Origin of the sequence: Gemmata algarum (assembly GCF_034097035.1) — a bacterium.
Taxonomy (GTDB): domain Bacteria; phylum Planctomycetota; class Planctomycetia; order Gemmatales; family Gemmataceae; genus Gemmata; species Gemmata algarum.
Map to the genome: position 1 here is coordinate 23,194 of NZ_JAXBLV010000222.1, position 23,367 is coordinate 46,560.

General features: G+C 66.1%; 17 protein-coding genes. 9 read left to right on the plus strand and 8 right to left on the minus strand.

Annotation, left to right across the window (positions count from 1 at the left end; all coding sequences use genetic code 11):
- Positions 1-30: 30 nt before the first annotated feature.
- From R5W23_RS26805 to R5W23_RS26815, 3 genes are all read left to right on the plus strand, one after another.
- A complete protein-coding gene (locus tag R5W23_RS26805; protein ID WP_320689012.1) occupies positions 31-1,278 on the plus strand; it encodes a serine hydroxymethyltransferase in 1,248 nt (415 codons plus the stop codon).
- Between the two features lie 174 nt (positions 1,279-1,452).
- Positions 1,453-1,893: a hypothetical protein gene (locus R5W23_RS26810; RefSeq protein WP_320689013.1), complete on the plus strand. Its 441-nt coding sequence runs from the start codon at positions 1,453-1,455 to the stop codon at positions 1,891-1,893.
- Positions 1,893-3,020, plus strand: a complete 1,128-nt coding sequence (locus R5W23_RS26815) for a THUMP domain-containing class I SAM-dependent RNA methyltransferase (RefSeq protein ID WP_320689014.1) — start codon at positions 1,893-1,895, stop codon at positions 3,018-3,020. The genes R5W23_RS26810 and R5W23_RS26815 overlap by 1 nt, the downstream gene beginning before the upstream one ends.
- A gap of 197 nt (positions 3,021-3,217) precedes the next feature.
- Here the strand turns inward: R5W23_RS26815 and R5W23_RS26820 are convergent, their stop codons facing one another.
- From R5W23_RS26820 to R5W23_RS26835, 4 genes are all read right to left on the minus strand, one after another.
- Entirely contained in the window at positions 3,218-7,456 is a 4,239-nt protein-coding gene (locus R5W23_RS26820) for a tetratricopeptide repeat protein (RefSeq protein WP_320689015.1), read from the minus strand.
- Positions 7,457-7,677: 221 nt separating this feature from the next.
- On the minus strand, positions 7,678-8,739 hold the full coding sequence (locus tag R5W23_RS26825; protein ID WP_261187864.1) for a S1C family serine protease: 1,062 nt from the start codon (positions 8,737-8,739) through the stop codon (positions 7,678-7,680).
- A 108-nt stretch (positions 8,740-8,847) separates the two neighbouring features.
- Complete coding sequence (locus R5W23_RS26830; RefSeq protein ID WP_261187865.1) at positions 8,848-9,915, minus strand: S1C family serine protease; 1,068 nt, start codon at positions 9,913-9,915, stop codon at positions 8,848-8,850.
- Positions 9,916-10,137: 222 nt separating this feature from the next.
- Complete coding sequence (locus tag R5W23_RS26835) at positions 10,138-11,301, minus strand: UDPGP type 1 family protein (protein ID WP_320689016.1); 1,164 nt, start codon at positions 11,299-11,301, stop codon at positions 10,138-10,140.
- Between the two features lie 51 nt (positions 11,302-11,352).
- Between R5W23_RS26835 and R5W23_RS26840 the strand changes: the two genes are divergently transcribed.
- The 5 genes from R5W23_RS26840 to R5W23_RS26860 all read left to right on the plus strand — a co-directional run bounded on the left by R5W23_RS26840 (position 11,353) and on the right by R5W23_RS26860 (position 16,995).
- Positions 11,353-11,508, plus strand: a complete 156-nt coding sequence (locus tag R5W23_RS26840; protein ID WP_261187867.1) for a hypothetical protein — start codon at positions 11,353-11,355, stop codon at positions 11,506-11,508.
- A gap of 196 nt (positions 11,509-11,704) precedes the next feature.
- Positions 11,705-13,084 carry an arylsulfatase B gene (locus R5W23_RS26845; RefSeq protein ID WP_320689017.1) on the plus strand — a complete coding sequence of 460 codons (1,380 nt, stop codon included), beginning with the start codon at positions 11,705-11,707 and terminating at the stop codon, positions 13,082-13,084.
- A gap of 273 nt (positions 13,085-13,357) precedes the next feature.
- Positions 13,358-15,034, plus strand: coding sequence for a DEAD/DEAH box helicase (locus tag R5W23_RS26850; protein WP_320689018.1), 1,677 nt, complete (start codon positions 13,358-13,360; stop codon positions 15,032-15,034).
- A gap of 67 nt (positions 15,035-15,101) precedes the next feature.
- Positions 15,102-15,623 carry an AAA family ATPase gene (locus R5W23_RS26855; protein WP_261187873.1) on the plus strand — a complete coding sequence of 174 codons (522 nt, stop codon included), beginning with the start codon at positions 15,102-15,104 and terminating at the stop codon, positions 15,621-15,623.
- 43 nt (positions 15,624-15,666) lie between these two features.
- Positions 15,667-16,995 carry an outer membrane protein assembly factor BamB family protein gene (locus R5W23_RS26860; RefSeq protein WP_320689019.1) on the plus strand — a complete coding sequence of 443 codons (1,329 nt, stop codon included), beginning with the start codon at positions 15,667-15,669 and terminating at the stop codon, positions 16,993-16,995.
- Positions 16,996-17,031: 36 nt separating this feature from the next.
- Here R5W23_RS26860 and R5W23_RS26865 read toward each other — a convergent pair whose 3' ends face one another.
- Both R5W23_RS26865 and R5W23_RS26870 read right to left on the minus strand, forming a co-directional pair.
- Positions 17,032-18,009: a formylglycine-generating enzyme family protein gene (locus R5W23_RS26865; protein WP_320689020.1), complete on the minus strand. Its 978-nt coding sequence runs from the start codon at positions 18,007-18,009 to the stop codon at positions 17,032-17,034.
- The gene (locus R5W23_RS26870) at positions 18,006-19,556 is read right to left on the minus strand and encodes a reverse transcriptase domain-containing protein (RefSeq protein WP_320689021.1); all 1,551 of its coding nucleotides are present in this window, start codon (positions 19,554-19,556) and stop codon (positions 18,006-18,008) included. Before R5W23_RS26870 ends, R5W23_RS26865 begins: the two co-directional genes overlap by 4 nt.
- 71 nt (positions 19,557-19,627) lie before the next feature.
- On the opposite strand from R5W23_RS26870, the gene R5W23_RS26875 reads away from it, so the two are divergent.
- Entirely contained in the window at positions 19,628-21,676 is a 2,049-nt protein-coding gene (locus R5W23_RS26875; protein ID WP_320689022.1) for an aldo/keto reductase, read from the plus strand.
- Between the two features lie 96 nt (positions 21,677-21,772).
- Here the strand turns inward: R5W23_RS26875 and R5W23_RS26880 are convergent, their stop codons facing one another.
- Positions 21,773-22,753: a DUF1559 family PulG-like putative transporter gene (locus R5W23_RS26880; RefSeq protein WP_320689023.1), complete on the minus strand. Its 981-nt coding sequence runs from the start codon at positions 22,751-22,753 to the stop codon at positions 21,773-21,775.
- Positions 22,754-22,801: 48 nt separating this feature from the next.
- Complete coding sequence (locus R5W23_RS26885; RefSeq protein ID WP_261187886.1) at positions 22,802-23,326, minus strand: hypothetical protein; 525 nt, start codon at positions 23,324-23,326, stop codon at positions 22,802-22,804.
- Positions 23,327-23,367 lie beyond the last annotated feature (41 nt).

A 23,367-nucleotide genomic window follows, 5' to 3' on the forward strand; every position in this document is an offset into this window, starting at 1 on the left:
GGGCACGAAACACCGAACATCGGAGCTGAAATGGACATCTTGCAATCCGCCGACCAGGACGTGTTCGCCGCCATCGCGAGCGAGCGGACCCGTCAGCAGGTCGGGCTGGAGATGATCGCGAGCGAGAACTACACCAGCCCCGCGGTGATGGCCGCGCAGGGGTCGTGCCTCACCAACAAGTACGCCGAGGGCTACCCCGGTAAGCGGTACTACGGCGGCTGCGAGTTCGTGGACGTGGTTGAGCGGCTGGCGATCGACCGCGCCAAGCAGTTGTTCGGGGGCGACCACGCCAACGTGCAGCCGCACTCCGGCGCGCAGGCCAACATGGCGGTGTTCCTCGCCGCGCTCCAGCCCGGCGACACGATCATGGGGCTGGACCTCGCGCACGGCGGGCACCTCACCCACGGGATGCGGCTCAACTTCTCGGGCAAGTACTTCAAGGTCGTGAGCTACGGGGTCCGCAAAGAGGACCACCGCGTCGACTTCGACGACCTGGCCGCGAAGGCCCGGGAGCACAAGCCGAAGCTCATCATCGCCGGGGCGAGCGCCTACCCGCGGACCCTGGACTTCGCGAAGTTCGGCGAGATCGCCAACGAGGTCGGCGCGCCGCTGATGGTGGACATGGCGCACATCTCCGGCATCGTGGCGGCGAAGCTGCACCCGGACCCCGTGCCGCACGCCGCGTTCGTGACCTCCACCACCCACAAGACCCTGCGCGGGCCGCGCAGCGGGTTCGTGCTGTGCAAGCAGGAGTGGGCGGACAAGATCAACTCCGCGGTGTTCCCGGGCATCCAGGGCGGGCCGCTGATGCACGTCGTGGCGGCGAAGGCGGTCGCGTTCGGCGAGGCCCTCAAGCCGGAGTTCAAGCGGTACATGGAGCAGGTGCTGCTCAACGCGAAGGTGCTCGCGGAGGAGCTGCTCGCGGCCGGGTTCCCGGTCGTGTCGGGCGGGACCGACACGCACCTGATGCTCATCGACGTGACCGCCAAGGGCTCCACCGGGAAGCTCGCGGAACACGCGCTCGACGCCGCGGGCATCACGGTGAACAAAAACATGATCCCGTTCGACCCACGCAAGCCGCTCGACCCGTCCGGGGTCCGGCTGGGCACCCCGGCGCTGACCACCCGCGGCATGAAGCAGGCGGAGATGAAGCGGATCGCCGGCTGGATCACCGAAGTGCTGACCTCGGGCGGCGACGCCGCGGTCACCGCACGCGTGAAGGCCGGCGTCCTCGAACTGAGCACGCAGTTCCCGGCCCCGGCCGAAGCCGGCGTGTGACGGCCAGCAATCAGGTTGGGTGTGTCAGTGTTGGCACTCTGCCAAAACACACCCAGCCCGATTGTTAATAAGAACATGACTGCTGCTGGGCACGCCGGACCTTGCGAAGACGTGTTACGCTGGCCGTTCAGAACAGCCCTCCCACTGACTCGACGACCGAGGATCACGCGCACCGTGGCGCAACCGCTGCTGATATTGCTCGGGTGCTGCACCTGCGTGGTGCTGCTGATCCCGGTGCTGATGTTCCTGCTGACGTTCATCTACCGGTGGTCGTGCGTGCTGTGCGGGCTGCCGAAGCCGGGGGTGACGGTTGCGGCGGGGATCATGTTCGTGTCGTGGGTCGCGTTCGTGCTGGCGGTCAGTCTTTTGCGGGCCGCCGTTCACGCGGCGTGTGACGCGGCGCGGCTACCACCCTGGGAAGCCAGCATCATCACGTTCCTGCTCGCACTGCCCATCGACCTCCTGATTTCCGCCGGGGTCGAAGCCGGATTGATGGGGGTGCGGTTCGGCAAGGGCGTGGAGGTGTGGTACACCCAGCGCCTCATCCACCTCGCAATCGTCGTCGCAATCGTGCTGGCCGCGAGCGTCGTTTACCTGATTCAGCAGTTCGTGTAATGACCCGCTACTTTGCTACCTGTGCCCGCGGCCTCGAACCAGTGCTGGCGAGTGAACTCGACTCGCTCGGGGCGCGGGCCGTCGAGCCGGGGCGCGGCGGCGTTACGTTCCAGGGGCCGCCGGCGCTGCTCTACCGCGCGTGCCTGTGGCTCCGGACGGCCGTGCGTGTGCTGCGTCCCGTTCACGAGTTCGACGTTCACAACTCGGACGAACTCTACGACGCCGTTCGCTCGATCAACTGGGCGGACTGGATGACGCCCGACCAGACGCTTGCGGTCGATTGCAACGTGCGCGACTCGGCGCTCACGCACTCGCAGTACGCAGCCCGGCGGGTTAAGGACGCGATCTGCGACCAGTTCCGCGAGCGCGTCGGGCGCCGGCCGAGCGTTGACCCGGACCAGCCCATGATCGGGCTGAACCTGCACGTCTCCAAGAACCATGCGGTTCTGAGCCTCGACAGCTCGTGGTCGTCGTTGCACAAGCGCGGCTACCGACCCATCCAGACAATCGCGCCGCTCAACGAGGCGCTGGCTGCCGGCCTTTTGCTACGCGCGAAGTGGGACAAAAACACACCGCTCGTGGACCCAATGTGCGGGTCCGGGACGTTTTGCGTCGAGGGCGCGTGGATCGCCCTGAACCGCCCGCCGGGACTAACGCGGAAGTGGTTCGCGTTCCAAGGCTGGCCCGACTTCGACCGGACGCTGTGGAACGCGATCCGCGACGACGCCCGCGCGGCGGTGTTGAAGGAGCTGCCCGCCCCCATCTGCGGGTCCGATGTGCGCTCGGACGCTATTAGCCTAGCCCAGATGAACGCACGCGCGGCGGGCGTAGGGCACCTGCTAAACCTCCAGAAACTCGAGCTACGCGACGCCCGCCCACCGTCGGGCGGCCTCGGGACGCTGATCTGTAACCCGCCCTACGGCGAGCGGATCGGCGAAGAGGAAGAGTTGATCCCGTTGTACGCACGCATCGGGGCGGCAGCGAAGGAGTTCTGGCCCGGCTGGCGGTTGCTCGTGTTCACCAGTAACACGATGCTGGCAAAGAAGATCCGGCTTAAAGTGGTTCACAAGGAGCCGTTCTTCAACGGCTCGCTCGAGTGCTTCCTGTGGGAGTTCCTGACATCCTGATCGGGCAGAACTGTGCGATTGTTGTTGCATCTGGCTCGGCCGGATCTCTCACCGGTTCTTTTTTAAGACCGGTGTGTGAGGGAAGCAACGACTCACCCAGGCCCGTCGGTTCGTTCAGACAACCTGAACCGATCGGCGCGCTCCGATCGTGAGAGAAGGCCGCGGGTCGGAGAAGTGCTCCGACCCGCGGCGTGTGTTCACTTCTCCTTCGCGGCGTCCACCGCCTTGTTGGCGGCGTCCAACACCTTGAACACCGACAGGTCCGCTGGGTGCACGTCTTTGGCCTCGATCCCGCGCCGCTTGGCCTCCTGGAACGCCTTTCGCGCTTCCTCGGGCTGCTGAGGGGTCTGGTTCATCCGCAGCACGGCGACGTGGAACCACCGAAGCGCGGTCGGCTGGTGGCTGATGGCTTCTGCCAAGTCATGGTGTGCCGCCGTGTACTGCTTGAGGGTGATCTGAACGCGGGCGCGCGTGTCAAGGAGTTCGCCCGTTAGCCCGCCCTCGCGGGTCGCCTGTGCGACCAACTTGAGCGCCTCGTCGGCGGTCGCGGGGTCGGCCGCGAGGAGCCAAGCGAGGTTGTTCAGCGCGATCACGTTCTTCGGCTCCTTCTTGATTACCTCCTTGAACCCATTGGTCGCACCGGTGGTGTCGCGGCGTAGCGCCAGGAACTCGGCCCGGTTGAGCAGCAGGGGGATCGAGTCGGGTTCTTCCGCGAGGCAGTCGTCGAGCCACTTGCGGGCGAGTTCGGCTTGTCGTTCGGTGACCTCGCCGCGGCCCCGCACGATGGCCAAGCCGGCGCTGGCACGCAACCGCGTCGGGATGTACCGGTTGAGCCGCTCGATGCGGTCGAACGCGTCCGCGGTCCGGCCGTCGGCGGCCAGCACCCCCGCCGCGCCGACGATGGCCTCGGGCCGGTTCGGAACGATCGCGGTGTACCGCTCGACCGCGGCGTCGGCCATCCGCCGGGCCACCGGGGTGCCGCGCACGTTGGGCAGCCGGCTCAGCTCGTCCAGCAGCTCCGCGACCCGGGCGGAGCGCACGAGGTAGTCGCCGGACCCGCCGTCCGCGACGCGGGCGTAGTCCTCGGCGATCGCCAGCCCGCGCTCCGGGCGCCCGGCCTTGCACTCGAAACGCGCCACACTCGCGAGCGCGTTGAAGTCGCCGGCCGCTTTCGCCGTTAGCCGGCCCGCGAACGTGGCCGCGGCTTCGAAATAGTTGTCCTCGACCAGCTCGTCGAGCGCGGCCCGCAGGTAGAACGCGTAAGACGGGTCCTTCTCGTCGTTGAGCAGGGTCTGGAGGCACTCGCGGCTCTTGCGCCGCTCGCCGAGGGCGCGGTACAGTTGCGACATCGCGAACAGGTAGCTCGGCGCGCTGGTGGTCTTGTACGCCGCCGCCAGCGACGTGATCGCGCCGTTGAGCACCGCGCGGCGGTCCGGCCCTTCGAGGTACCGGCCGAGGGTGGTCAGCACGCTGGCGGTGGCCCGCAGCTCTTCAGGGCTCAGCGCTTCGGTCGAGACGACCGTGCGGATCAGGTTCATCGCCCGCACGCGGTCCTCGGGGGTCCCGCCGACGGCGTAGATCATCGCGAGGTTGCGTCGCGCCCAGTCCGCGTCCGCGGCCGGCACGTCCTTGCCCGCGAGGAACGCTTCCAGCACCTTTCCGCCGTCGGCGGCTTGGGACCGCGACAGTTTCACCGACAGCCGCGCCTGGGCCAGCGCCCGCCGCTCCGCCGGGTCCGCCACTTCAGGCGTGAATGTGCTGCCCGCGGCCGTGTCGCAGTACACCGCGACGAGCTGGAAGTACGTTGCGACCGGCAGCGCCGCGCGGGCGGCGGCCAGCACCTCCGGCCCGGCGGCCGGGTTGTCGCGGGACGCGAACAGGGCCTTCCGGAGCCAGTCGTCGGAGGTGGCTCCGGGGCGCCGCGTGGCCTCGTCGACGAGGTTCGCGGCTTCCGGCAGTCGCAGCAGCACGCCGCTCTCGGCCATCCACGGCAGCCCGTTCGGGTCGCGCTCGACCAGTTTGCGGCACTGGGCCAGCAGGTTCGCCGCGACCGGGGCCGGCAGGACGGGCAGGACGTGGCCGACCATGCGGCGGAACGGTTCGCCGGCCCACCGCGGGTCGTTCGCCAGTCGTGCGAGCAGTTGCGCCGTCCGGTCCGTGGCGCCGGCCTTCGCGTGCTGCGCCACCAGGGCTTCGGCGCACTCGTAGCGTGTCGGCTCCAACTTGAACGCGCGCTCGGTGAGCTCAGCGGCGGCTGTCGTGTCGCCGGTAAGGGTCTTCAGGCGGGCGAGGGCGAGGCACACGTCGGCGCGGGTCGGGTCGGCTCCGAACGCATGCAGCACGCGCGGGAGTACGGACGGGGCGGTCTCCGCGGTAGCGGTCCGGGCGTCACACAGGACCACCGACGGGGCGGACTCGGTTTCCAATTTCGCGATCGCGGCACGGGCCGCGCTCGCGGCCGGACCCGTGCCAGCGCGCTCGTGCAGCTTGAGCCACACGCCCACGTTCGACGGCTGCCGTGCGACGATCCGGCGGAGCAACTGGACCACGCGCTCGGCGTCGCCGAGCCGGTCGTACACCTCCACCAGCCCCGACAAGAGGCGGAGTTGTTCGTTCTCGGGCCAGCTCTCGGTGTGCTCGGCCAGCGCCTCGATCGGCCGGACCCGACCGGGTTCGCGGCTGTAAAGGGCGGCCCGTGCGAGCCGGACATCGGCGCAGTCGCCCGCGGACGCTTGAGCCTCGTCGAGTACGACCAGCCCCGCCGCGCACCCGCTGAAGTCGGCGGTCGTCAGTGCGAGTGCCGCCCACAGGTGGCCATCGGCCGGGCGTCGCGTGGTCTCTTGGCGGAGCAACTTCACCGCTTCCATGAGCTTGCCCTGCGCGGCGAGCACCTCTCCGCGGAGTAGAAGGGGCTCTACCGACCCGCGGCCGAACCGCGGGGCCGCGGCGCCGACCGCGGCCTCGAGCCGGGTCCAGTTCGCTTGCGGGTCGCTCTGGAGCAGCCGGGCCTTCAGCTTGACCCACTGGGAGACGACCGTCCCCGTCGCGTAGGGCGATTGCAAAGCGGACTCGAACTCGCGCGCGGCGTCGTCGAACCGGCCCTGGTTCAAATACAGGTTTCCCAGGCCGACGCGAGCGGTGACGTTCTTCGGGTCGGCTGTCGTGACCCGCTGGTACGCTTTCTCCTCGGCCGGCTGGTCGCCCAACTTGCTGTAACAGGCCGCCGACAGGAGGTTCAGTTGCAGCTGCAGCCCGGTCAGCTTCACCACGTCAGGGTCGCGGCGGAGCGCGTCGATCAGGTTCACCGCTTTGTCCCACTTCTCTTCGCGCATCACCATCCGCGCGCGCAGGTACTTGACCTGAGTGGGCGGGGCCTTGCGCGCTTCCAGTCGCTTGAGGATCTCGGCGGTGCGGACGGTGTCGTTCTGCTGGATCAGCAGGTCCGCGAGCGGCACCATCAGGTCGAACCCGTCCGGCGTGGCCTTGAGCCCGTCCTCAAGAACGGTGATCGACGCGGCCACGTTCCCGCGGATCAGTTCGAGCCACGACAGGCCGCGGACGATCTTCAGGTCTTTCGGATACAGCGCGACCGCGTCGCGGAGCAGCGCGTGCGCGGCCGGGATGTTCCGGTTCCGCTGCATCAGTTCCGCGAGCAGCAGCGCGGCCTCGGCGTGTTCCGGATCGAGTTCGATCACGCGGTGCAGGTCCGCGATGGGGCGGGCGAACTGCCGCGCGACCGCTTCCTCGTCCGCGAGCAACGTATCGAACCGGGCGCGGGTCAGGAACGCGTTCGGGTTCTGCGGCAGCGCCTGCACCATCCGGTCCAGAACGACGCGGGCGCCGGCCTTATCGTCCAAATTCTTCCACACCAACTGGGCGAGGTGTTGGTAGTGAGTGATCTCGTCCGGAGCGCATCGCACCGCCTCCTCGTAAGACTTCCGCGCGGCCGCGTGCTGGCTCAGCCCCGTTTGCGCCGCGGCGAGCCGGTCCCACAGAGCCGCGTCGGTCGGAAAGTCCTGAAGCAGAGCCTGCCCGTGCGTCACGGCGTCGGTGAACTTCCCGGCCCGCAGCGCGGTCTCGAACGCTTGGCGGCGAATGTCATGGCGACGAGGGTCGAAGCGCGCCTGGTCGAGCCGGAGGATCTTGTCGTACAGGAACAGCAGGTCGGTCATCCCGCGCTGCGTCGGCGGACGCTGGGCGAGCAGTTCGGCGAGCTTGATCTGGGATTCGATCTCCTCGGGTTTGAACTCCAGGTACTGCCGCAAGTAGTGGATTGCCACATCGGTTTTGCCGGCCTCTGCGGCGCGGTCCGATTGCGTTTTGAGTGCTGCCGGGATGCGGCTGGCCTGCACCGCATGGGCCGCCACCAGCGCACCGCTGAACGCGAACAGCGCCAGCAGCATTTTGAGGAGGAATCGCTTGTTGATCGTCGGCATATGCGCGTCCGTGCGACCGCCGCAGTTGCGTCAGGTTGCCCGAACCCGAGGCGCGTGCGCGGCAGGGGGAGCATGGTACGCGGTCACAAAAATGGGATTCAACCCCAAACCGACTCGGCGGCCAAAGTGAAACGCCCGGGGCGGGCGCTGGCCGGTTGCCAGCGCCCGCCCCGGGCTTCAAACTGTTACAGTGGCAAACCCGTGCGCTGAACGAACGCGCGCTACTTGCTCTTGGGTGCGTGTGGCGCCGGCGCTTCGGGCAGTTTTTTGGTGCTCACCACCGCGAACTTGCCCGCTTTCAGATCGGGCAGCAGCGGGCGGATCACTTCGCTGGGCAAGATCCACGTTTCCACCCGGCCCGCGCGGGCGATGTTGATGCCCAGCACGTTACCCTCCAGGTCCACAACCGGCCCGCCGCAGTCTTTCGCGTCCACCACGAGGTCCGTTTGCAGCACCTGCGGGAACCCGGTGCGGCGGTTCGAAAGGGTGCTGCCCATCGAGTTCTGAATGTCGCCGCGGTCCGGTTCGGGGCGGCCCAGGGTCAACTTGAAGCTCTTCACCTCGTCGTTGCGCTTGGCCTTCACCGTCACCACGTCGCCGCCGCGCAGGGATTCCAGGTGCTCGCGCATGGTCGCCTGGGTGGCGACCGGCTTGCCGTTCAGTTCGACGACGATGTCACCGACCTTGAGGCCGGCCTTGGCGGCCGCGCCGCCTGGTTCGATCCGGTCCAGCCTCGCGCCGATCGCCTTACCGTCGTCGTCCGTCGCGTCCACGGGGTACACGCCCATGACGCCGCGGTTGGGGTTCCGGACCGCGGCGATGGTGTCGAGCCCGGTCAGCTTGCGGGTCATGACGCTGACGATCCCCACCGAAATGGGGTCGCTGTTTGGGCCGGCCGCGGCCAGCCAGTTGCCGCGCGGCACCTTTTCCGTGTCGGTGAAGGTCACCGGCCGCAACCCCTTCACGTCGACTTTCAAGAGGGCGAGGTCGGTGTCGTTGTGTGCAGCGACTTTGGCGGCCTCGTACTCGCTTCCGTCCGGCAGGCGCACCCAGATCGTGCCCTTTAACTCGCTGGCTTTGGTCAGGATGTACCCGGCCTCGTCCACGATCGTGCCGAGGATCGTGTCCTTGTCGTCGCACTTAATGCGAACCGTGGACTCGCTGGCGCGGGCCACGATCGGTTTGAACGGGCCGAGCAGCTTAGTGTCTTTGCCGATTTGAGCCTGAACCGGCGCGCCGAGCACCACCAGCGCGAGGGTTGTCGCAGTCAATCGCGTGTACATCGATCTCAGCTCCGGCGTGAGGTGAAAGCGTGTGGTTGAACTAGCCGCGGCGCGAGCGCCACGGGGCAGGGAGAGGGGTGGCGTGTGGGCGGAGCCGTACCGTCGCGGTCAGACTCGTTTGGCCAGCGTAACGGGCAGGGTCATCACCGTCGCGCCGCGGCGCACCGTAATCTGAACCGTATCCCCGGCCTTGACGGATTCCATCTGCTTGCGGAACGCCTTGACCGTTTTGATGGCGGTGGCGTTGAATTTGGTGATCGTGTCACCGGGCTTCAGACCCCCTTTGCCAGCCGGCCCGTCCTCCTCCACTTCCTTCAGCCACGCGTCTTCTTCCTCGTCGTCGGGAAACACCACGCCCAGGTACGCGGTGGTGGTCTTGAGGCTGGCGGGCTTATCGACCCACTCGCCGGCGACCAACTGGTCCCACTCGTTCTTGAACTGGTCGGCCTGGACGTGGATGTTTTGCGAGATCGGCAGCCCGATGCGGCTGTGGATACCGATCACGTTCCCGTTGAGGTCGAACAATGGGCCACCGGAATCGCCGCCCACGAGCGTGCAGTCGGTGCGGAGCACGTTTTTGGTGCTTCCTTGGAGCCGACCGAGCCGGGCCACCGGTGAGCGACCGTCCTTGGGTCCGTTCGGATGCCCCAGCGACACGACCCACAGTCCCTTTTGAAGACCGCCCGACTTCGCGATCGGCAGGAACGGCCATTTGCCGTTGTTCGGTCCCTTGTCAGTGATTTGCACCATGCCGCTGTCCAGACCCTCGTTAATGCCGAGAGTTTTGGCGTTCACCCGCTTGCCGTCCGCCAGCATCACTTTGATGGACTTCCCCGCCGTGAACGGCAGCGCGCGGCCTTCCATCTGCCCCTTCCCGCCCGCCGCGTACTCGCGGATCACGTGAGCCGCGGTGAGCACCAACCCGTCCTCACTGACGATTACGCCGCTGCCGGCACTCGAACCGGACAGCACCGCGACAGTCGCCGGGGTGCATTTATCGACCACCTTCTTGACGGTCGCCTGGAGCGCCTTCAATTCGGCGATGTCTTCCGGCTGGGTGGTGCGCGTGGTGTCCCACTGCGGCACCTCGTTCGCGGCAGGCGCCGCGGCCGCGAGGCCGGCAACGAAGAGCAAGCCGAGGCAGACGGCCAAACGGGCCGACCGTGGCGTGGTCATGGTGCGTGACTCCGACTATCGGGCGGAAACGTGAGGTTCCAAAGAAGAGTATCGTGGGTACGCGGGGGATTCATCACCGTTACCCGATTTCTCCACTTTCCCTCATCTTTGTGCCGTGTGCAAGTGGCTGGTCGTATTGTTCGCAATCAACGTGGCCATTTGAAACGGTGGCGAAAAAATACCGGTGGGGAAAGATTGCGCACCGGTGGGCGTTCGCTGACACTAATTGAAGTATGCGGGCGATTTAACCTGCGTACCAGGCGCTACTCTTCCCGCGCACTCTTCTGCGTCCAGTGCGAACAGCGGCGAGATTTCGACCAACACGCCTTCTGAAACGGTCGCGCCGGAACGCCAGAGCCAAGAGGCGTGGAGGGCGCTCATCGCCCGGTGAACCGTCTCGGGCGAATCGGCTCCGGTGGCGTTCTTGAGCGGAGCGAACTCTTCCTCGCGGCTCGTTTCCATTGCGACCCAGTGGTCGGCCATTGGCAGCGCGTCGAAGATGAACAGCTCGAACTTGAGCGCGTTCTCCTTCGCGGGTGTGACGAATTCGCCGGTTGTCGGATCGAGGTGCGGGACCTTCTTCCGAGCGACGTGGTACGTCAGCCCGCCGGTCCCGGTCACTCGCTCCAAGAACCTCAGATCGAAAAGGTGGATCGCTGGGTTCCCCGCCCGGAAGCGGAGCGTACCATCTTCGGCTCGCTCGGCGGCCATTTCGGCCGGCAGGTCAGAGTATTCGACGATCGCACACCGCCCGTTCACCACCGCCAGGATGCCGACCTTTTCGCCCGGTTGCTCCTTGTACACGACCTTTGAAGAGGCTTCGGATTTTGCCTGGATGTGGTTCCCGAGGAAGTCCGGGTCGCACACCTTGACCAGTGGGTTATCCACTTGAAAGTAGAACACGTGCTTGATACCGCGTCCCTGCATTTGCGCAAGGGTGCCGGTTTCGCGCAGCGCCGTGAGCGTGCCCCCGTGGCCGTTGGGACTCAGGAACAGCTTGCCGGGGGCTTCCAGCAGAATCTTTCCGGTGGTAATGTCGACCGCGGGCATGGTTCCCTGTCGGAAAAATACGACATCTTTCGGCGCCAGACCGAAGAAGTTGTTGGCCCGGAAAAACGCTTCGGTTTCGGTGTGCGTGGCTTGGCTGGTCATCACCAGGAACGGGACCGGTTGGCCGTACCGTCGCGACACTGCCAGCACCTTTTCGGCGTGGACTTGGAACAGAGTGGCGTTGCTGACCGGGCCGACGGGGTACATCCCTTTCGGCTGATCGAACCCGAGCCGGCTGCCTTGGCCGCCGGCCACCAGCAGGACCGCGACCTCTCCGCGCCGGAGCGCCTCTTCGCCGACCGCGCGGGCCTCTGGCGTCGCAGTTCGGGGAAGCACAGGCAGCGGACCGATGGCGCTGCGGGGGGGCAGTGCCGTCGGCGCCGAATCATGCATCGCATACAGGTCGCGAAGTGCCCCGAAATTAATGCCGGCGATCTGTTCGCTCAGCGCCGTGCGCTCGGAGTCCGAGAGCCGATCCCAATCATGCAGGAGGTGCTCCTGACCGTGGGCGGTGAGGCGCTGGGCGAGTTCAGCGGGCGCTGAGGGCATCGTGTGGTTCCCGTGAGTCGGTAGGTCCGTTCTGAGAGCGCGTCAGTGCTATCTGGCGCGCCAGAGCACGTTTTTTCAAGTTGGCGCACAAAAACTTCTTCGTTGGGAGCAGCGGGCGTGCCGAAATCGTCCGCCTAACTTCCGCTCAATAGGTATCCTGGCTAAGTCCCCCATCACAGGACGAACTCTGATGCGGCAACTCACCGTTTTGCTCTTCCTGCTAGCACCCTTGTCGGTGGCTCGGGCGGACCCACCGGCGCAACCAAATGTTGTATTCCTCCTCGCCGACGACCTCGGGCGCGAGGACTGCGGGTTCATGGGCGGGAAGGAGATCAAAACGCCGAACATCGATAAAATCGCCGCTGCCGGTGCAACCCTCGACGCGTTCTACGTGCAACCGGTATGCAGCCCGACTCGGGCCGCGCTGATGACCGGCAGGTACCCCATGCGCCACGGGTTACAAGTCGGAGTCGTGCGCCCGTGGGCACAATACGGGCTGCCGCTCGACGAACGCACCGTCGCGGAAGGGCTGAAGGACGCCGGCTACACGACCGCTGTAATCGGCAAATGGCACCTCGGTCATTTCGCGCCCGAGTACCTGCCCACGAAACGCGGGTTCGATCACCAGTACGGCCACTACAACGGCGCTCTCGACTACTTCACGCACGTCCGTGACGGCGGCTTCGATTGGCACCGTGACGATAAGGTGAACCGCGACGAGGGGTACAGCACGCACCTCATTGCGAAGGGTGCGGTGCAGTTCGTGCAGCAACACGCCGGTAAGAAGCCCTTTTTTCTGTACGTGCCGTTCAACGCCGTTCACGCCCCGCACCAAGTTCCGGACGAGTATTTGAAGCCCTATGCGCACCTGAAGGGCGAGCGGCAGAAGTACGCCGGGATGCTTGCGGCGATGGACGAGGCGGTCGGGCAGATCGTGGCCGCCGTTGAGCAGGCCGGGGTGCGGAAGAACACGCTCTTCGTGTTTCTGAGTGATAACGGCGGACCACAGCCTGGGGTGGTGACGAGTAACGGGAAGTTCCGTGCGGGGAAAGGGACCCTGTACGAAGGCGGTGTCCGCGTTGCGGCGTGTGCAGCCTTCGACGGCCATATCAAGCCGGGGACGACGATCACCGAGCCGCTTCACGTGGTCGACTGGTACCCGACGCTGCTGAAACTCGCCGGCACGAAGGGGAAACCGCAGCTACCCATCGACGGCCTCGACATCTGGCCGGTGCTGACGGGCGGCAAACCGAGCCCGCACGGTGCCATCCTGCTCAACACGACGCCAAACACCGGCGCCGTTCGCGCCGGCGACTGGAAACTGGTGGTGAAGAATGGTACCGACGATCCCGACGGTGCGGTTACAAAGAGCCCGAGCAAAGCAAGTGTTGAGCTGTTCAACCTGAAGGACGACCCGTTCGAGAAGACAAATCTCGCCGAGAAGCACGCCGACAAGGTGAGCGAACTGCGTGAGGTGCTGGCCGGGTTCGCAAAGCAGGCGGTTCCGCCGAAGGCGGCACCCAAACCGAAGGGGTTCGTATCTCCGAAGGTGTGGGGCGAGAAGGATTGAACACGTTGCGCGTCCGGCCGGTTCCCGGCGTTGCCCGGGACCGACTGCGAGTGCCGTCGTTCGGGCCGGCGCTGGCGTTCCGGTTCCGCGCGAACCGTTGTGCCGCGATGAACCTCTAATTCTGAAAGGCGCTGCCGGCGTGAGCACGAACGGGTTATTCACCCCGTTTTTCCGGCTGCCCGACCGAAATTCACACGCCGCACTCAGTTCGGCGCTAAGATTCCATATACTAAGAGATTACCTTTGACGGAACTGTACTCAGAGAAGGTCCAAATGGTTGAAACGATGGCGACGGAAACCGAGTCGGGGTTCGCTAAGCTGGGTCTCGACAGTCGCCTCGTGGAAAGGCTTACGGGACTGGGATACGAGGAGCCGACGCCCATTCAGCGGGAAGCAATTCCGCCGCTGATCGAGGGGCACGACTTGATTGGCCGGGCCGCCACCGGCACCGGCAAGACCGCCGCGTTCTCGCTGCCCATTCTGCACAGCCTCGCACGAAGCACCGCACGCACCAAACCGACGTCCCTGATTCTCGTGCCGACGCGCGAACTCGCCATGCAGGTGGCCGAATCGGTGGCCAAATACGGGCAGCCCCTCGGGGTGCGGGTCCTGCCGATTTACGGCGGCGCGCCGATGGACCAGCAGATCCGCGCGCTGGACCGCGGGATCGACGTGGTCGTCGCCACGCCGGGCCGCGCCCTCGACCACATGCGCCGCACGACGCTGAAACTCGACGCCGTCACCGTCGTGGTGCTCGACGAAGCGGACGAGATGCTGGACATGGGGTTCGCCGAGGACATTGAGGCGATCCTCTCCGCGACGCCCACGGAGCGGCAGACGGCCCTGTTCTCCGCCACCATGGCGCCGCGGATCAAGGCGATCGCGGTCAAGCACCTGAAGAACGCGACCGAAATCCACGTCACGCGGGACCCGGTGCCCGCGGGCGAGCTGCCGAAGGTGCGCCAGACCGCATACGTCGTGCAGCGGCAGTACAAACTCGCGGCGCTCGGCCGGGTGCTCGACGCGGAAGCTCCGGCGGCGGCGCTGATCTTTTGTAAGACCCGTTCGGAAGTGGACGAACTGACGGAAGCGCTCGCGGGTCGAGGGTACCGGCCCGAAGCGCTGCACGGCGGTATGGCGCAGGACGCACGCGACCGGGTGATGCGTCTGTTCCGCGCCGGACAGGCGAACCTGTTGGTGGCCACTGATGTCGCGGCCCGCGGGCTCGACGTGGAGCACCTCACGCACGTGGTGAACTTCTCGCTCCCGCTGGGTATCGAGAACTACGTCCACCGGATCGGCCGCGTCGGTCGTGCGGGCCGGGAGGGCGTGGCGATCACCGTCGCGGAGCCGAGGGAGCAAGGCGCCCTCCGTGCGATCGAGCGGCACACCGGACAGCGGATCGAGTACGGCCAGGTGCCCACGGCCGCGACCCTCCGCGAGAAGCGGTTGGAACGCACGAAGGTCGCGATCCGTGAAACGGTGGCCGCCGGGGAACTGGATGCGTTCCGGGCGATGTTCGGGTCGCTCGTGGGCGAACTCGACCCGACCGATGTGGCTCTCGCGGCGCTCAAACTGGCACACCGAGCCCGAGGCGGAGACATCGACGACGGTCCGGACATCCCGGTGGTGACCGCGCCGCCGCGCGGCGAGCGCTCGCCGCGCGACTTACCGCCCCCGCGGCGGGGGGCGTTCCGGGGTCCGGGACCGCGGCTCGCGCGGATTTTCATCAGCGCCGGCCGTGAGGCCGGGATTATGCCGCGGGACCTCGTGGGCGCGATCGCCAACGAGGCCGGGTTGCCCGGGCGTGAGATCCACAGCATCGAGATCACGGAGCGGTTCTCGCTGGTGGATGTGCCCGAGGACGCCGCGGAACACGTAATCGAGTCGCTGAACGGCGTGCGCCTTCGAGGCCGGCGGGTGAGTGCCCGGCGGGACCGCCAGGGGTAATTCGTGTCGGTCACACGAGGGACGCCTTGTGTTGTCGCGGTGCCGAGCCGTTTCCGGGAACACCACCATGCTCATTGCAATGGCCGGTTTGCCCGGAAGCGGGAAAAGCACACTCGCCGTCCGCATCGCCGTCGCGTCCGGTGGGGTCGTACTCAGTAAAGATGTCGTTCGGGCCGCGCTGTTCGCCGCTGCCGTTCTCGATTACTCATCTGAGCAAGACGAAATCGCAATGACGGCGGTCTACCAAGCCGCCGCGTACCTTCTCAAAACTCGTCCCGCCATCCCGGTCTTCCTCGACGGCCGCACGTTCAGCAAAGCCGGTCAACTTGATTCAGCCGCTTCAATCGCCGCTGAGGCCAGGCAACCGTTTCGCGTAATAGAGTGTGTGTGCGCGCCGGACGTTGCCCGTGCCCGGGTCGCCGCGGACCATGCCGCTGCGGCGCACCTCGCGGGAAACCGCACCCCTGACCTTTACGACCGCGTTCGGGCCAACGCTGTTCCGCTGACCGTACCGCGACTCACGATCGACACCGGCGCGTTAACTCTGAACGAGTGCGTGGCGCAGGCCCTCGCGTATCTTGGTGGATAGGTTCGTCGCCCGCTTCAACACCGGATCTCCGGAGTTCAACCCGATGCACCGCCTCGCTGCCGTGGCGCTCGCACTGACGTTCGCGCCGTTCGCCCGGGCGCAAAGCCCGAAGGACGCAGAATCCAACTGGCACCACTGGCGCGGACCCAACGCTGACGGCTCCGCGCCGAGCGCCCGCCCGCCGATCAAATGGGATGCAAAGACCAACATCGCCTGGAAGGTCGAACTGCCTGGCCGCGGTAGTGCCACACCGATCATGTGGGGCGACCGCATCTTCATCCTCACCGCCATTAAAACGGATCGCAGGGCCAAGCCCGAGGAGATGCCGAAGGTCGAAGCCAAACTCGCGGTGAAAACCGAACCGCCGACGAACTTCTACCAGTTCGTTGTTCTCTGCTTCGACCGGCGCAACGGTAGCAAGCTGTGGGAGAAGCAGGTGGCCGAAATGGTGCCGCATGAGGGGCACCACGTCACGCACTCCTACGCCGCAGGCTCGCCCACGACCGACGGCAAGTTGCTGTACGCATCGTTCGGCTCGTTCGGCACCTACGCGCTCGATTTCGACGGCAACGTGAAGTGGACGCGCACCGATCTCGGCAGGTTACACACGCGACTCGGCTGGGGCGAGGCCGTAACCCCGGTTGTTCGCGGCCAGTACCTGCTGCTGAACTACGATCAAGAGATTGATTCCCGGCTCATCTGTTTGGAGGCTGCGACCGGGAAAACGCGGTGGGAGGCGAAGCGCGACGAGAAGACGACGTGGTCGACTCCGCTGGTTGTTGACTTCGGGGGTAAGACGCAGGCGGTCACCAACGGTACTGCCCGTATCCGCAGTTACGACCTTGCGACCGGGGCGGTGCTGTGGCAGTGCGGCGGCATGACCGTGAACCCGATCCCGTCTCCGGTGCGGTTCGGAGATTCCGTCGTTTGTATGAGCGGCTACCAACGCGCCGCGGCTGTGTCGATCCCACTCGGATCGAGTGGCGACCTCGGTGACAAAGGCAAAGTCGACTGGCGATATTCGTTTGGCACGCCGTACGTTCCGTCGCCCGCGCTCAGTGGGGAGCTATTGTACTTCAACTCCACCAATGAGCCGATGGTCACGATCCTTAACGCGAAGACGGGCAAGGCATTGATCGAGAAGGAGCGGTTGTCGCAGGCGAAGAACTTTTACGCCTCACCCCTCGCGGCCGGCGGACACATCTTCTTTGTGGACCGTGCTGGAACCACGGTCGTTGTTAAAGCTGGCGAGTCGCTGGACGTGGTATCGGTGAACAAGCTCGACGACCCGATCGACGCCTCACCGATTGCGGTCGGCAATCAACTGTTCTTGCGCGGCGAGAAGTACCTGTACTGCATTGAGGCGAAATGACCCGAACGGGGTCAGCGGCAGATACGCGACCTAACATTATACTGATGGTCGCACTGGCAACAGGCACGCCGGGCGGAACCCGACCCACTGGTTCCGCCGCGCCACGGAGAGGCGCCGACGGTGCGTCGATTTCATCGCGTTCGCGGACCCGCGCATGAAGCACGCCCCGCGCACGACCGTTTCCACCGGGGCCGCCACGGTCGGGTAAGGGATCACCTGTTCTATCGGCGGGAAGTCTCCCGGCGCAGCGTCTTCGCCCGCAGGCTGGCACCACTCGGACACGTTGCCGACCAACTCCTCACATCCGTATGGCGAGCGGACGTGCGAGAACTTTCCGACCGCGCACGTCGAACGCGCTTCGACGTGGGCAAGGTTACAGTTTCCCTTCGTGCCAGCGTTCGTGCCCCACGGGTACATGCGCCCGTCGGCACCGCGGGCCGCCTTTTCCCACATCCACTCGGTCGGGAGTGTGAGCCCCGCCCACGCGCAGTACGCGAGCGCGTCGAACAGCGACACCCAGGTGACCGGGTGCTTCTCCCGGCTTTTCGGGATCTTTCCGCCGGTGCAGTGTGCGAGCAGATCGCCGGTAACGGGGTTCTGCGCATCCTGCGGCCAGTAGCCCGTTTCTGTTGCGAAGCGGACGTACTGCTCGTTGGTGACCGGCCAGCGGGCGAGCGAGAACCCCGCGCACTCGCCGAACTCACCCTGCGTGCCGACCGGGAACTTGCCCGCGGGTATCCAGATCATCTCCGACCCGTCGATCGGGTTCGTCCACTTCAGGTTCGCGATGGTGGTGTCGGTGTGTTCGCAGGGTAGCACGAGTTCGTGCTCGCGCGCGAAGTCGATGGCGGCGTGCCCGTCCGGGTTGCGCGACGCGGCAGTAACGAGCTTCCACGCGGCGAGTCCGCGTTCCGGCCCAGGAGGCCGCTTGGTGAGTGCTTCCAGCTCGACCAGCGCGCGGGCGGACGGGAACCGGCTCGCCTCATCCGGCCCGGTGTCGTCGTCGTCGCTCATGCGTCACCCGCTTTGCTCTGGTCCTGAGGTGGCGTGTCATCTTCGATCGGACCGCCGAGCAGTTCGTTGACCCGGCGGAGCAGGGCGGCCCCGTGTTCCGGTTGCACCATATTGAGGTACGCCGCGATCCCTCGGAGGTACTGCGAGAACGCCGGCACGTTGCCCTGGAACCGCGGGTGCCGCTTCGCCTGCGACTCGATGTCCCTGCTCTCGCAGTTATGGAGGATGGCCCTGATCTCGCGGCGCAGCTCGCGGGGCGCGCGAACCGCGTCGTTCACCACGATTCCGGTCACCACTTGCCGCTGCGAGTTGCGGATCACCCGGAACTTCTCCTGGTTCACCACGAACCCTTCCTGCTGACAGACCTGATCGACCCACCAGCGGAACCGGCCCAGGTTCATTCCTTCCGCTTTGGGGAACGAGAACGTTAAGTCGTCGGCGTATCGCGTATAGGTGCCGTGGTTGGCTTCGGCCAGACCCTGGAGCCGGGCGTCGAGTCGGCGGCACACGAGGTTCGAGATCGCTGGCGAGGTCGGCGCGCCTTGCGGCAGCGCCGCGCTGCCCCACTGCTTCGGGTTCGGAGTGTAACAGCACAGCCGGGCGAGCACCGGCGCAATCTGGTTGGCGCCGTCGTCGGTGCCGAACATGCAGTTGCCGACCGGGTAACCCAGGCTCGCAAACAGACCCATCACGCGGAAGTAATGGACCGTCGGGAAGAAGTCCTTGAGGTCGAACTTCACCACCAGCTCCGCACCGACGTGCGGGGTGGCGTTGCTCACCGTGGAGCGGCCGTTGACGAACCCGTGCGCCGCCGGGTGGGGCGGGACCTTGCTGAGGATGTGCTTCAGGATCTGCTTCTGCACCCACTTCAGTTGCTTCTTGGGCGCACAGATCTGGCGGTCGCTGCCGTCGCGTTTCGGGATGGTGTGTGTGGTGTACGGCCCGCCCTTGTGGTCACTGGCGAGCAGGAAGAAGCCGAGCTGATTGGTCGATTTGATACCAAGTAGCTTCCGCAGCTCTGCGAGTTTCGTGAGGGCCGGTACCCCGCTGCGCTCCTGCGCGCGTTTGCCGGTTTTGTGGCGCGTGACCTTTGAAACCTCATCCGGCAAAAGCCAGCCGGACGTGTCCCATTCGCCGTCCTTCTTGGCCGGGATGGCGACCTCTTGAATCTTCGCCTTACGGACCGCCTTCACCACGGTGCGGCGGACGTTCATGTCGGCGTCCTTCGCGAGCCGTCGCAGGACGCGCGCGCAGCCTCGCTCGGGCATGTGCTCGCGGGCGTAGCGGATCAGGGCGATGCGGGCCGCTCCTTCAGGGGCGGTGAGTAGCGCTTCGAGTTTCTCCCATACGAGCGTATTGGAGCGGTTCACGGCCGGTTCGTAGCTCGCCAGCGCCCGCACCCTGTCGAGCGCGTCGTGGAGCTTCTTGAATCCTTCTGGTAGGGATGTCGCGTGCTGCTCGATGATGGCGATGAGAGTGGGGTCGGCGTCCGCGTTGGCCGGGAGTGGCAGCAGCAGCCACGCCGGAGCGGACTGGAAAGCGGACATTGCGTGGCCCTCTCCGACCGTCGATGATGTGCGTAGAACTTAGCGGACGTCACCCCTTCGCACAAGCACCGATGCGCGTTCCCAACGACCACCCTCTGGCCCGCTCCTACGCCCTGCTCGACCCCAACACGGCGGCCTCAGTTGCGTTAGCATTTCGCGGGACAGTTGAACGCGCGGAAATTGAAGGTCTGGTCGAGTTGGTGTTGAACCGCGAGGCCAGGGCGACTGACGCCGCGGCTGCCCTCCGCAGTCTGGAGCACGACACGTCGGAACTTGTCGCGGATACGATCGTTCGTGCGACCGGCAGCCCGCACCCGAGTGTGCGTATCGCCGCTGTCGGCGAAGTTGCACGCCGCAAACTGTTCGGTCTAGCGAAGCGGTCGCTGGTGCGGCTCCTGACAGCGGATGCGTTCTGGCAGGTCCGGCGGGCGGCCCTGAACGCCCTCGCGGAAGCCGGCCGCCGTGAGGTGTTGGCGCCGGCCTCAAATGACCCCCATTGGCGGGTGCGGTATGCCTTCGCTCAGTGGCTGGGAGCCTGGGGCCGCGATCCGGCGACGCGCGCCGCCGTTCTTGGCCTCCTCGTGCTACCGAACCCACATGCCGAGCGCCTTCGCGCGTACCTGCACTATCGCTGGACCGGTGAGGCACCGGCCGAACGTGTGCCGGACGATCCGTCGGCGTGGTGCCCGTTTTGGGACTGGGACCCGGCGGTTATCGCGCGCAACTTAGAGTTGCTCGGACGGTCCGGCCGGCGCGACGCACTGCCGGTGCTCGCGCGACTCGTGAACCACCCGGACGAACGGGTGCGGAGTTGGGTCGTTCTCGCCCTACGTGAAGACGGGTCGGTTGCTCAGTGGGCGCACGCGCTGAGCTACCTGGGCGATCCGCGCGAAGACACGGCCCCCGTTCTTGACTCCCTCACGCGCGGGGTGGAACTGGACCGGATCGAGGCCGTCGCGAAGCACATCCTCGCGATGGAGTCGCCCCCGCTTGCGGCACTGAAGTGGGCCGCGGCACAGGCTGGTGAGGTATTTCCGGCTGAAGAAGCGGCCACCGATCTCGTCCGGTTGCGCCCCCAACTCGTCGCAGTGAGCGAGCCGACCGAGGAACCGTTTCCTGACACGCACCCGTATTCGCGTGCCGCCGCACTGACGCCGGCCCGCGCAAACGAACTCATCGAACACCCGACTCAGGAAACGTCGTGGTTCGTGCTCGCTCGGGCGGCCAAGCTGTGCCGCGTACCGATCTGGCACCTCGCCCCTCAAGCGCCGTGGAAGGCGCCTGCCGTGCCGCGAGAGCCTGTCGAGCCGCTCTCACTGCCAGCGATCAATCTTGTGAGACCGCGCCAGATCGGTCCCGGCGGTCCGGTCGTGTCGCCGCTCGGCGTGTCGGGGCACTACGGGCTGCCGGTTGAAGGATACGTGCGCGCGGCCGAGCAGGGTGTGAACCTGTTCTTCTGGGAGCCGAACTACGTAACCCTCACGCGGTTCATGACGCGCCTCTCACCCGCCGATCGGCGCGGGGTTCACGTTCTCGTCGGCACCTTTGAAGCCGACCCCGTCAAAATTCGCAAGGATGTCGAGCGCGCGCTGCGCAACATGAAGCTGGAACGCATCAGCATCTTCCTGATCTTCTGGACGCAGTCCTGGCAGCGCATCACCCCTGATGTGCGCGCGGAATTGGACCGGCTGAAGGCCGACGGGTTGGTTCAGGTGTACGGCCTATCGACGCACAACCGCGGCATCGCTCGCGACGCCATCATTGAGGGCTGGAACCCGGTGATGGTGCGGCATAGCGCCGCGCACCGCAAAGCCGAAACGGAGGTGCTCCCCTTCGCGCGCGAGCGGGGCATCTCTGTCCTGACGTTCAACAACACCTGTTACGGCCGGCTGCTCGATCCGTCGTTCCGGCCGAGCGACTGCTTTCGCTACACGTTGAACACGCCGGGCGTGTCGGCGTGCTTCACCGCGCCGTCGAACCTGGAGTACCTGGAAGAGAACTTAGACGCTCTGCGCAACCCCGAACTGGCGGACGAGGTGCGCGAGAAGTTGTTGAAGCGCGGCGCGTGGATGTATCGGGAGGATACCGTGTTCCGTAAAACCGTCCGAGCCGAGGTGTAGTGGTTCCCGCTTACCGGCGCAGATAGGGGTGGATTCAGCACGCAGCACTTCCGCCCGGCCTCGTGCCGGGCGGCTGTCGGACGTTGCTCGCCGCGCTCAATCCGTGTTCACGTTACCGTCGATCGGGTTGCACCAGTACCCCCACATGTCGAGCGACACCGATGAACTGAAGCTCCGAACGCTGCCGTCGCCCATTGATGCCTGAATGCCGCTGGACGAAAGGCCCTGCGGGCAGTCGTACATCGCCTGAGAGGTTTGCGGACGCACCTGGAACGGGACGAGTGCCGACGCCGGCCCACAACTCGCCGGCCGGCTCGTGACCGTCTGGTTGTAGAAGTAGTTGTAGATGACCTTGGGATTCGTTGCGGTGTAACTGTTGTCCGGCCGGTAAAAGTACGGCTGGAAGTTCCACCCCGGGCGCTTTGTGACCGTCTGTCCGGAGGTAGTCACGATGGTCATGGTCGCGGCCGCATACGCTTCAGTCCAGAACACGACGTTCGACAACCCGTCCAGCATCTGGCCGAACTTCACCTGACCGCCCGAACTGGAGAACACCCGGTCGCTGCTGCTGCCGTAGCCGTTCGCCACGTAGCTGCACGGTCCTTTGTTCTCGGGGTCGGTGTCCAGCGTCGGGTCGAGGCGGGAGACGAGGCAGGGGACCCGGCCCGCCGGGGCGAGCCAGTTCGCCTGCCACGGCCCGCCGGTCGGGCTCTCGTACCCGCCCGGGTAGTTCAAGAGCTTCGGCAGCGGCGTGACCGACGCGAGCTGAGCGGTTTGTTCGATGTACGGCATGATGTGGAACACGGCCGGGCCGTACGGGCCGCTCCCGGAGTTACTACCGCCCCCGCTCGCGTAGCCGAACAGTGGGGGCATGCACCGGCGGGCGTCGTGGTAGTTGTGCGTGGCGAGCGCGAGCTGCTTGAGGTTGTTCTGGCTTTCGGTACGGGCGGCGGCCTCGCGCACCTTTTGAACGGCGGGCAGCAGCAGCCCGATCAGAACGGCAATAATCGCGATGACCACCAGCAACTCGATCAGTGTGAACCCGCAGCGGGCGCGGGCCGTTGGAACGGGTGTCATGTGTTCGGACCTGGGATGATGACGCATGAGGATAAATAACGTGGGCGATCACTTGGACGTTGTGAGGGCCACGTCGAACGTTTGTGCGCCGCGGACCACGGTGTAACTGAGCCCGGCTTTGGACGGGCCGTATCGGGCTTCGGCCGCGAGCGCCTTTCGGAGCGCGTCTGCGGATGGCGGCGGCTGATCGACCCAGTCACCGGACGGGCCGGGGTCCGGGCTGCCGAGTTGCAACTGGAGCTGGCGCTCGGTGAGCGGCCGGCTGGAGTACACCACCTTGACCGGTCCTTCCGGCACCAGCCCGGCCTGATATCGGCCGCTGCCGTTGACCACTCCCTGACCGGCGAGCCCGTTCGGGCCGACAAAGAAAACCGCGCCGGTGGTCAGCGGATGACCGTCGCACGTTACGGTGCCGCTGATGAGCGTGTCCGGGGCGCCGGTGCCGAACCCTCCGCCCGGCAGGGCCGTGGTCTGAACTGACACCGTCGGGCGCCGGCTCACCGCCGCTACCACCCCGACCACCACTAATGTCCCGAGTACAGCCGTTACGAGTGTTGTGTACTTGCGTTTCATGCCGATCCTCCGAGTCGCGCAGACGGGGCACGCGGCGCACG

Bases quoted from the DNA above. Each gene is read 5' to 3' on its own strand.
- R5W23_RS26830 (WP_261187865.1), bottom strand. From the start codon at position 9,915: ATGACCACGCCACGGTCGGCCCGTTTGGCCGTCTGCCTCGGCTTGCTC.
- R5W23_RS26840 (WP_261187867.1), top strand. From the start codon at position 11,353: ATGCATCGCATACAGGTCGCGAAGTGCCCCGAAATTAATGCCGGCGAT.
- R5W23_RS26820 (WP_320689015.1), bottom strand. From the start codon at position 7,456: ATGCCGACGATCAACAAGCGATTCCTCCTCAAAATGCTGCTGGCGCTG.
- R5W23_RS26850 (WP_320689018.1), top strand. From the start codon at position 13,358: ATGGTTGAAACGATGGCGACGGAAACCGAGTCGGGGTTCGCTAAGCTG.
- R5W23_RS26880 (WP_320689023.1), bottom strand. From the start codon at position 22,753: ATGACACCCGTTCCAACGGCCCGCGCCCGCTGCGGGTTCACACTGATC.
- R5W23_RS26805 (WP_320689012.1), top strand. From the start codon at position 31: ATGGACATCTTGCAATCCGCCGACCAGGACGTGTTCGCCGCCATCGCG.
- R5W23_RS26885 (WP_261187886.1), bottom strand. From the start codon at position 23,326: ATGAAACGCAAGTACACAACACTCGTAACGGCTGTACTCGGGACATTA.
- R5W23_RS26860 (WP_320689019.1), top strand. From the start codon at position 15,667: ATGCACCGCCTCGCTGCCGTGGCGCTCGCACTGACGTTCGCGCCGTTC.
- R5W23_RS26865 (WP_320689020.1), bottom strand. From the start codon at position 18,009: ATGAGCGACGACGACGACACCGGGCCGGATGAGGCGAGCCGGTTCCCG.
- R5W23_RS26870 (WP_320689021.1), bottom strand. From the start codon at position 19,556: ATGTCCGCTTTCCAGTCCGCTCCGGCGTGGCTGCTGCTGCCACTCCCG.
- R5W23_RS26855 (WP_261187873.1), top strand. From the start codon at position 15,102: ATGCTCATTGCAATGGCCGGTTTGCCCGGAAGCGGGAAAAGCACACTC.
- R5W23_RS26815 (WP_320689014.1), top strand. From the start codon at position 1,893: ATGACCCGCTACTTTGCTACCTGTGCCCGCGGCCTCGAACCAGTGCTG.
- R5W23_RS26845 (WP_320689017.1), top strand. From the start codon at position 11,705: ATGCGGCAACTCACCGTTTTGCTCTTCCTGCTAGCACCCTTGTCGGTG.
- R5W23_RS26875 (WP_320689022.1), top strand. From the start codon at position 19,628: ATGCGCGTTCCCAACGACCACCCTCTGGCCCGCTCCTACGCCCTGCTC.
- R5W23_RS26825 (WP_261187864.1), bottom strand. From the start codon at position 8,739: ATGTACACGCGATTGACTGCGACAACCCTCGCGCTGGTGGTGCTCGGC.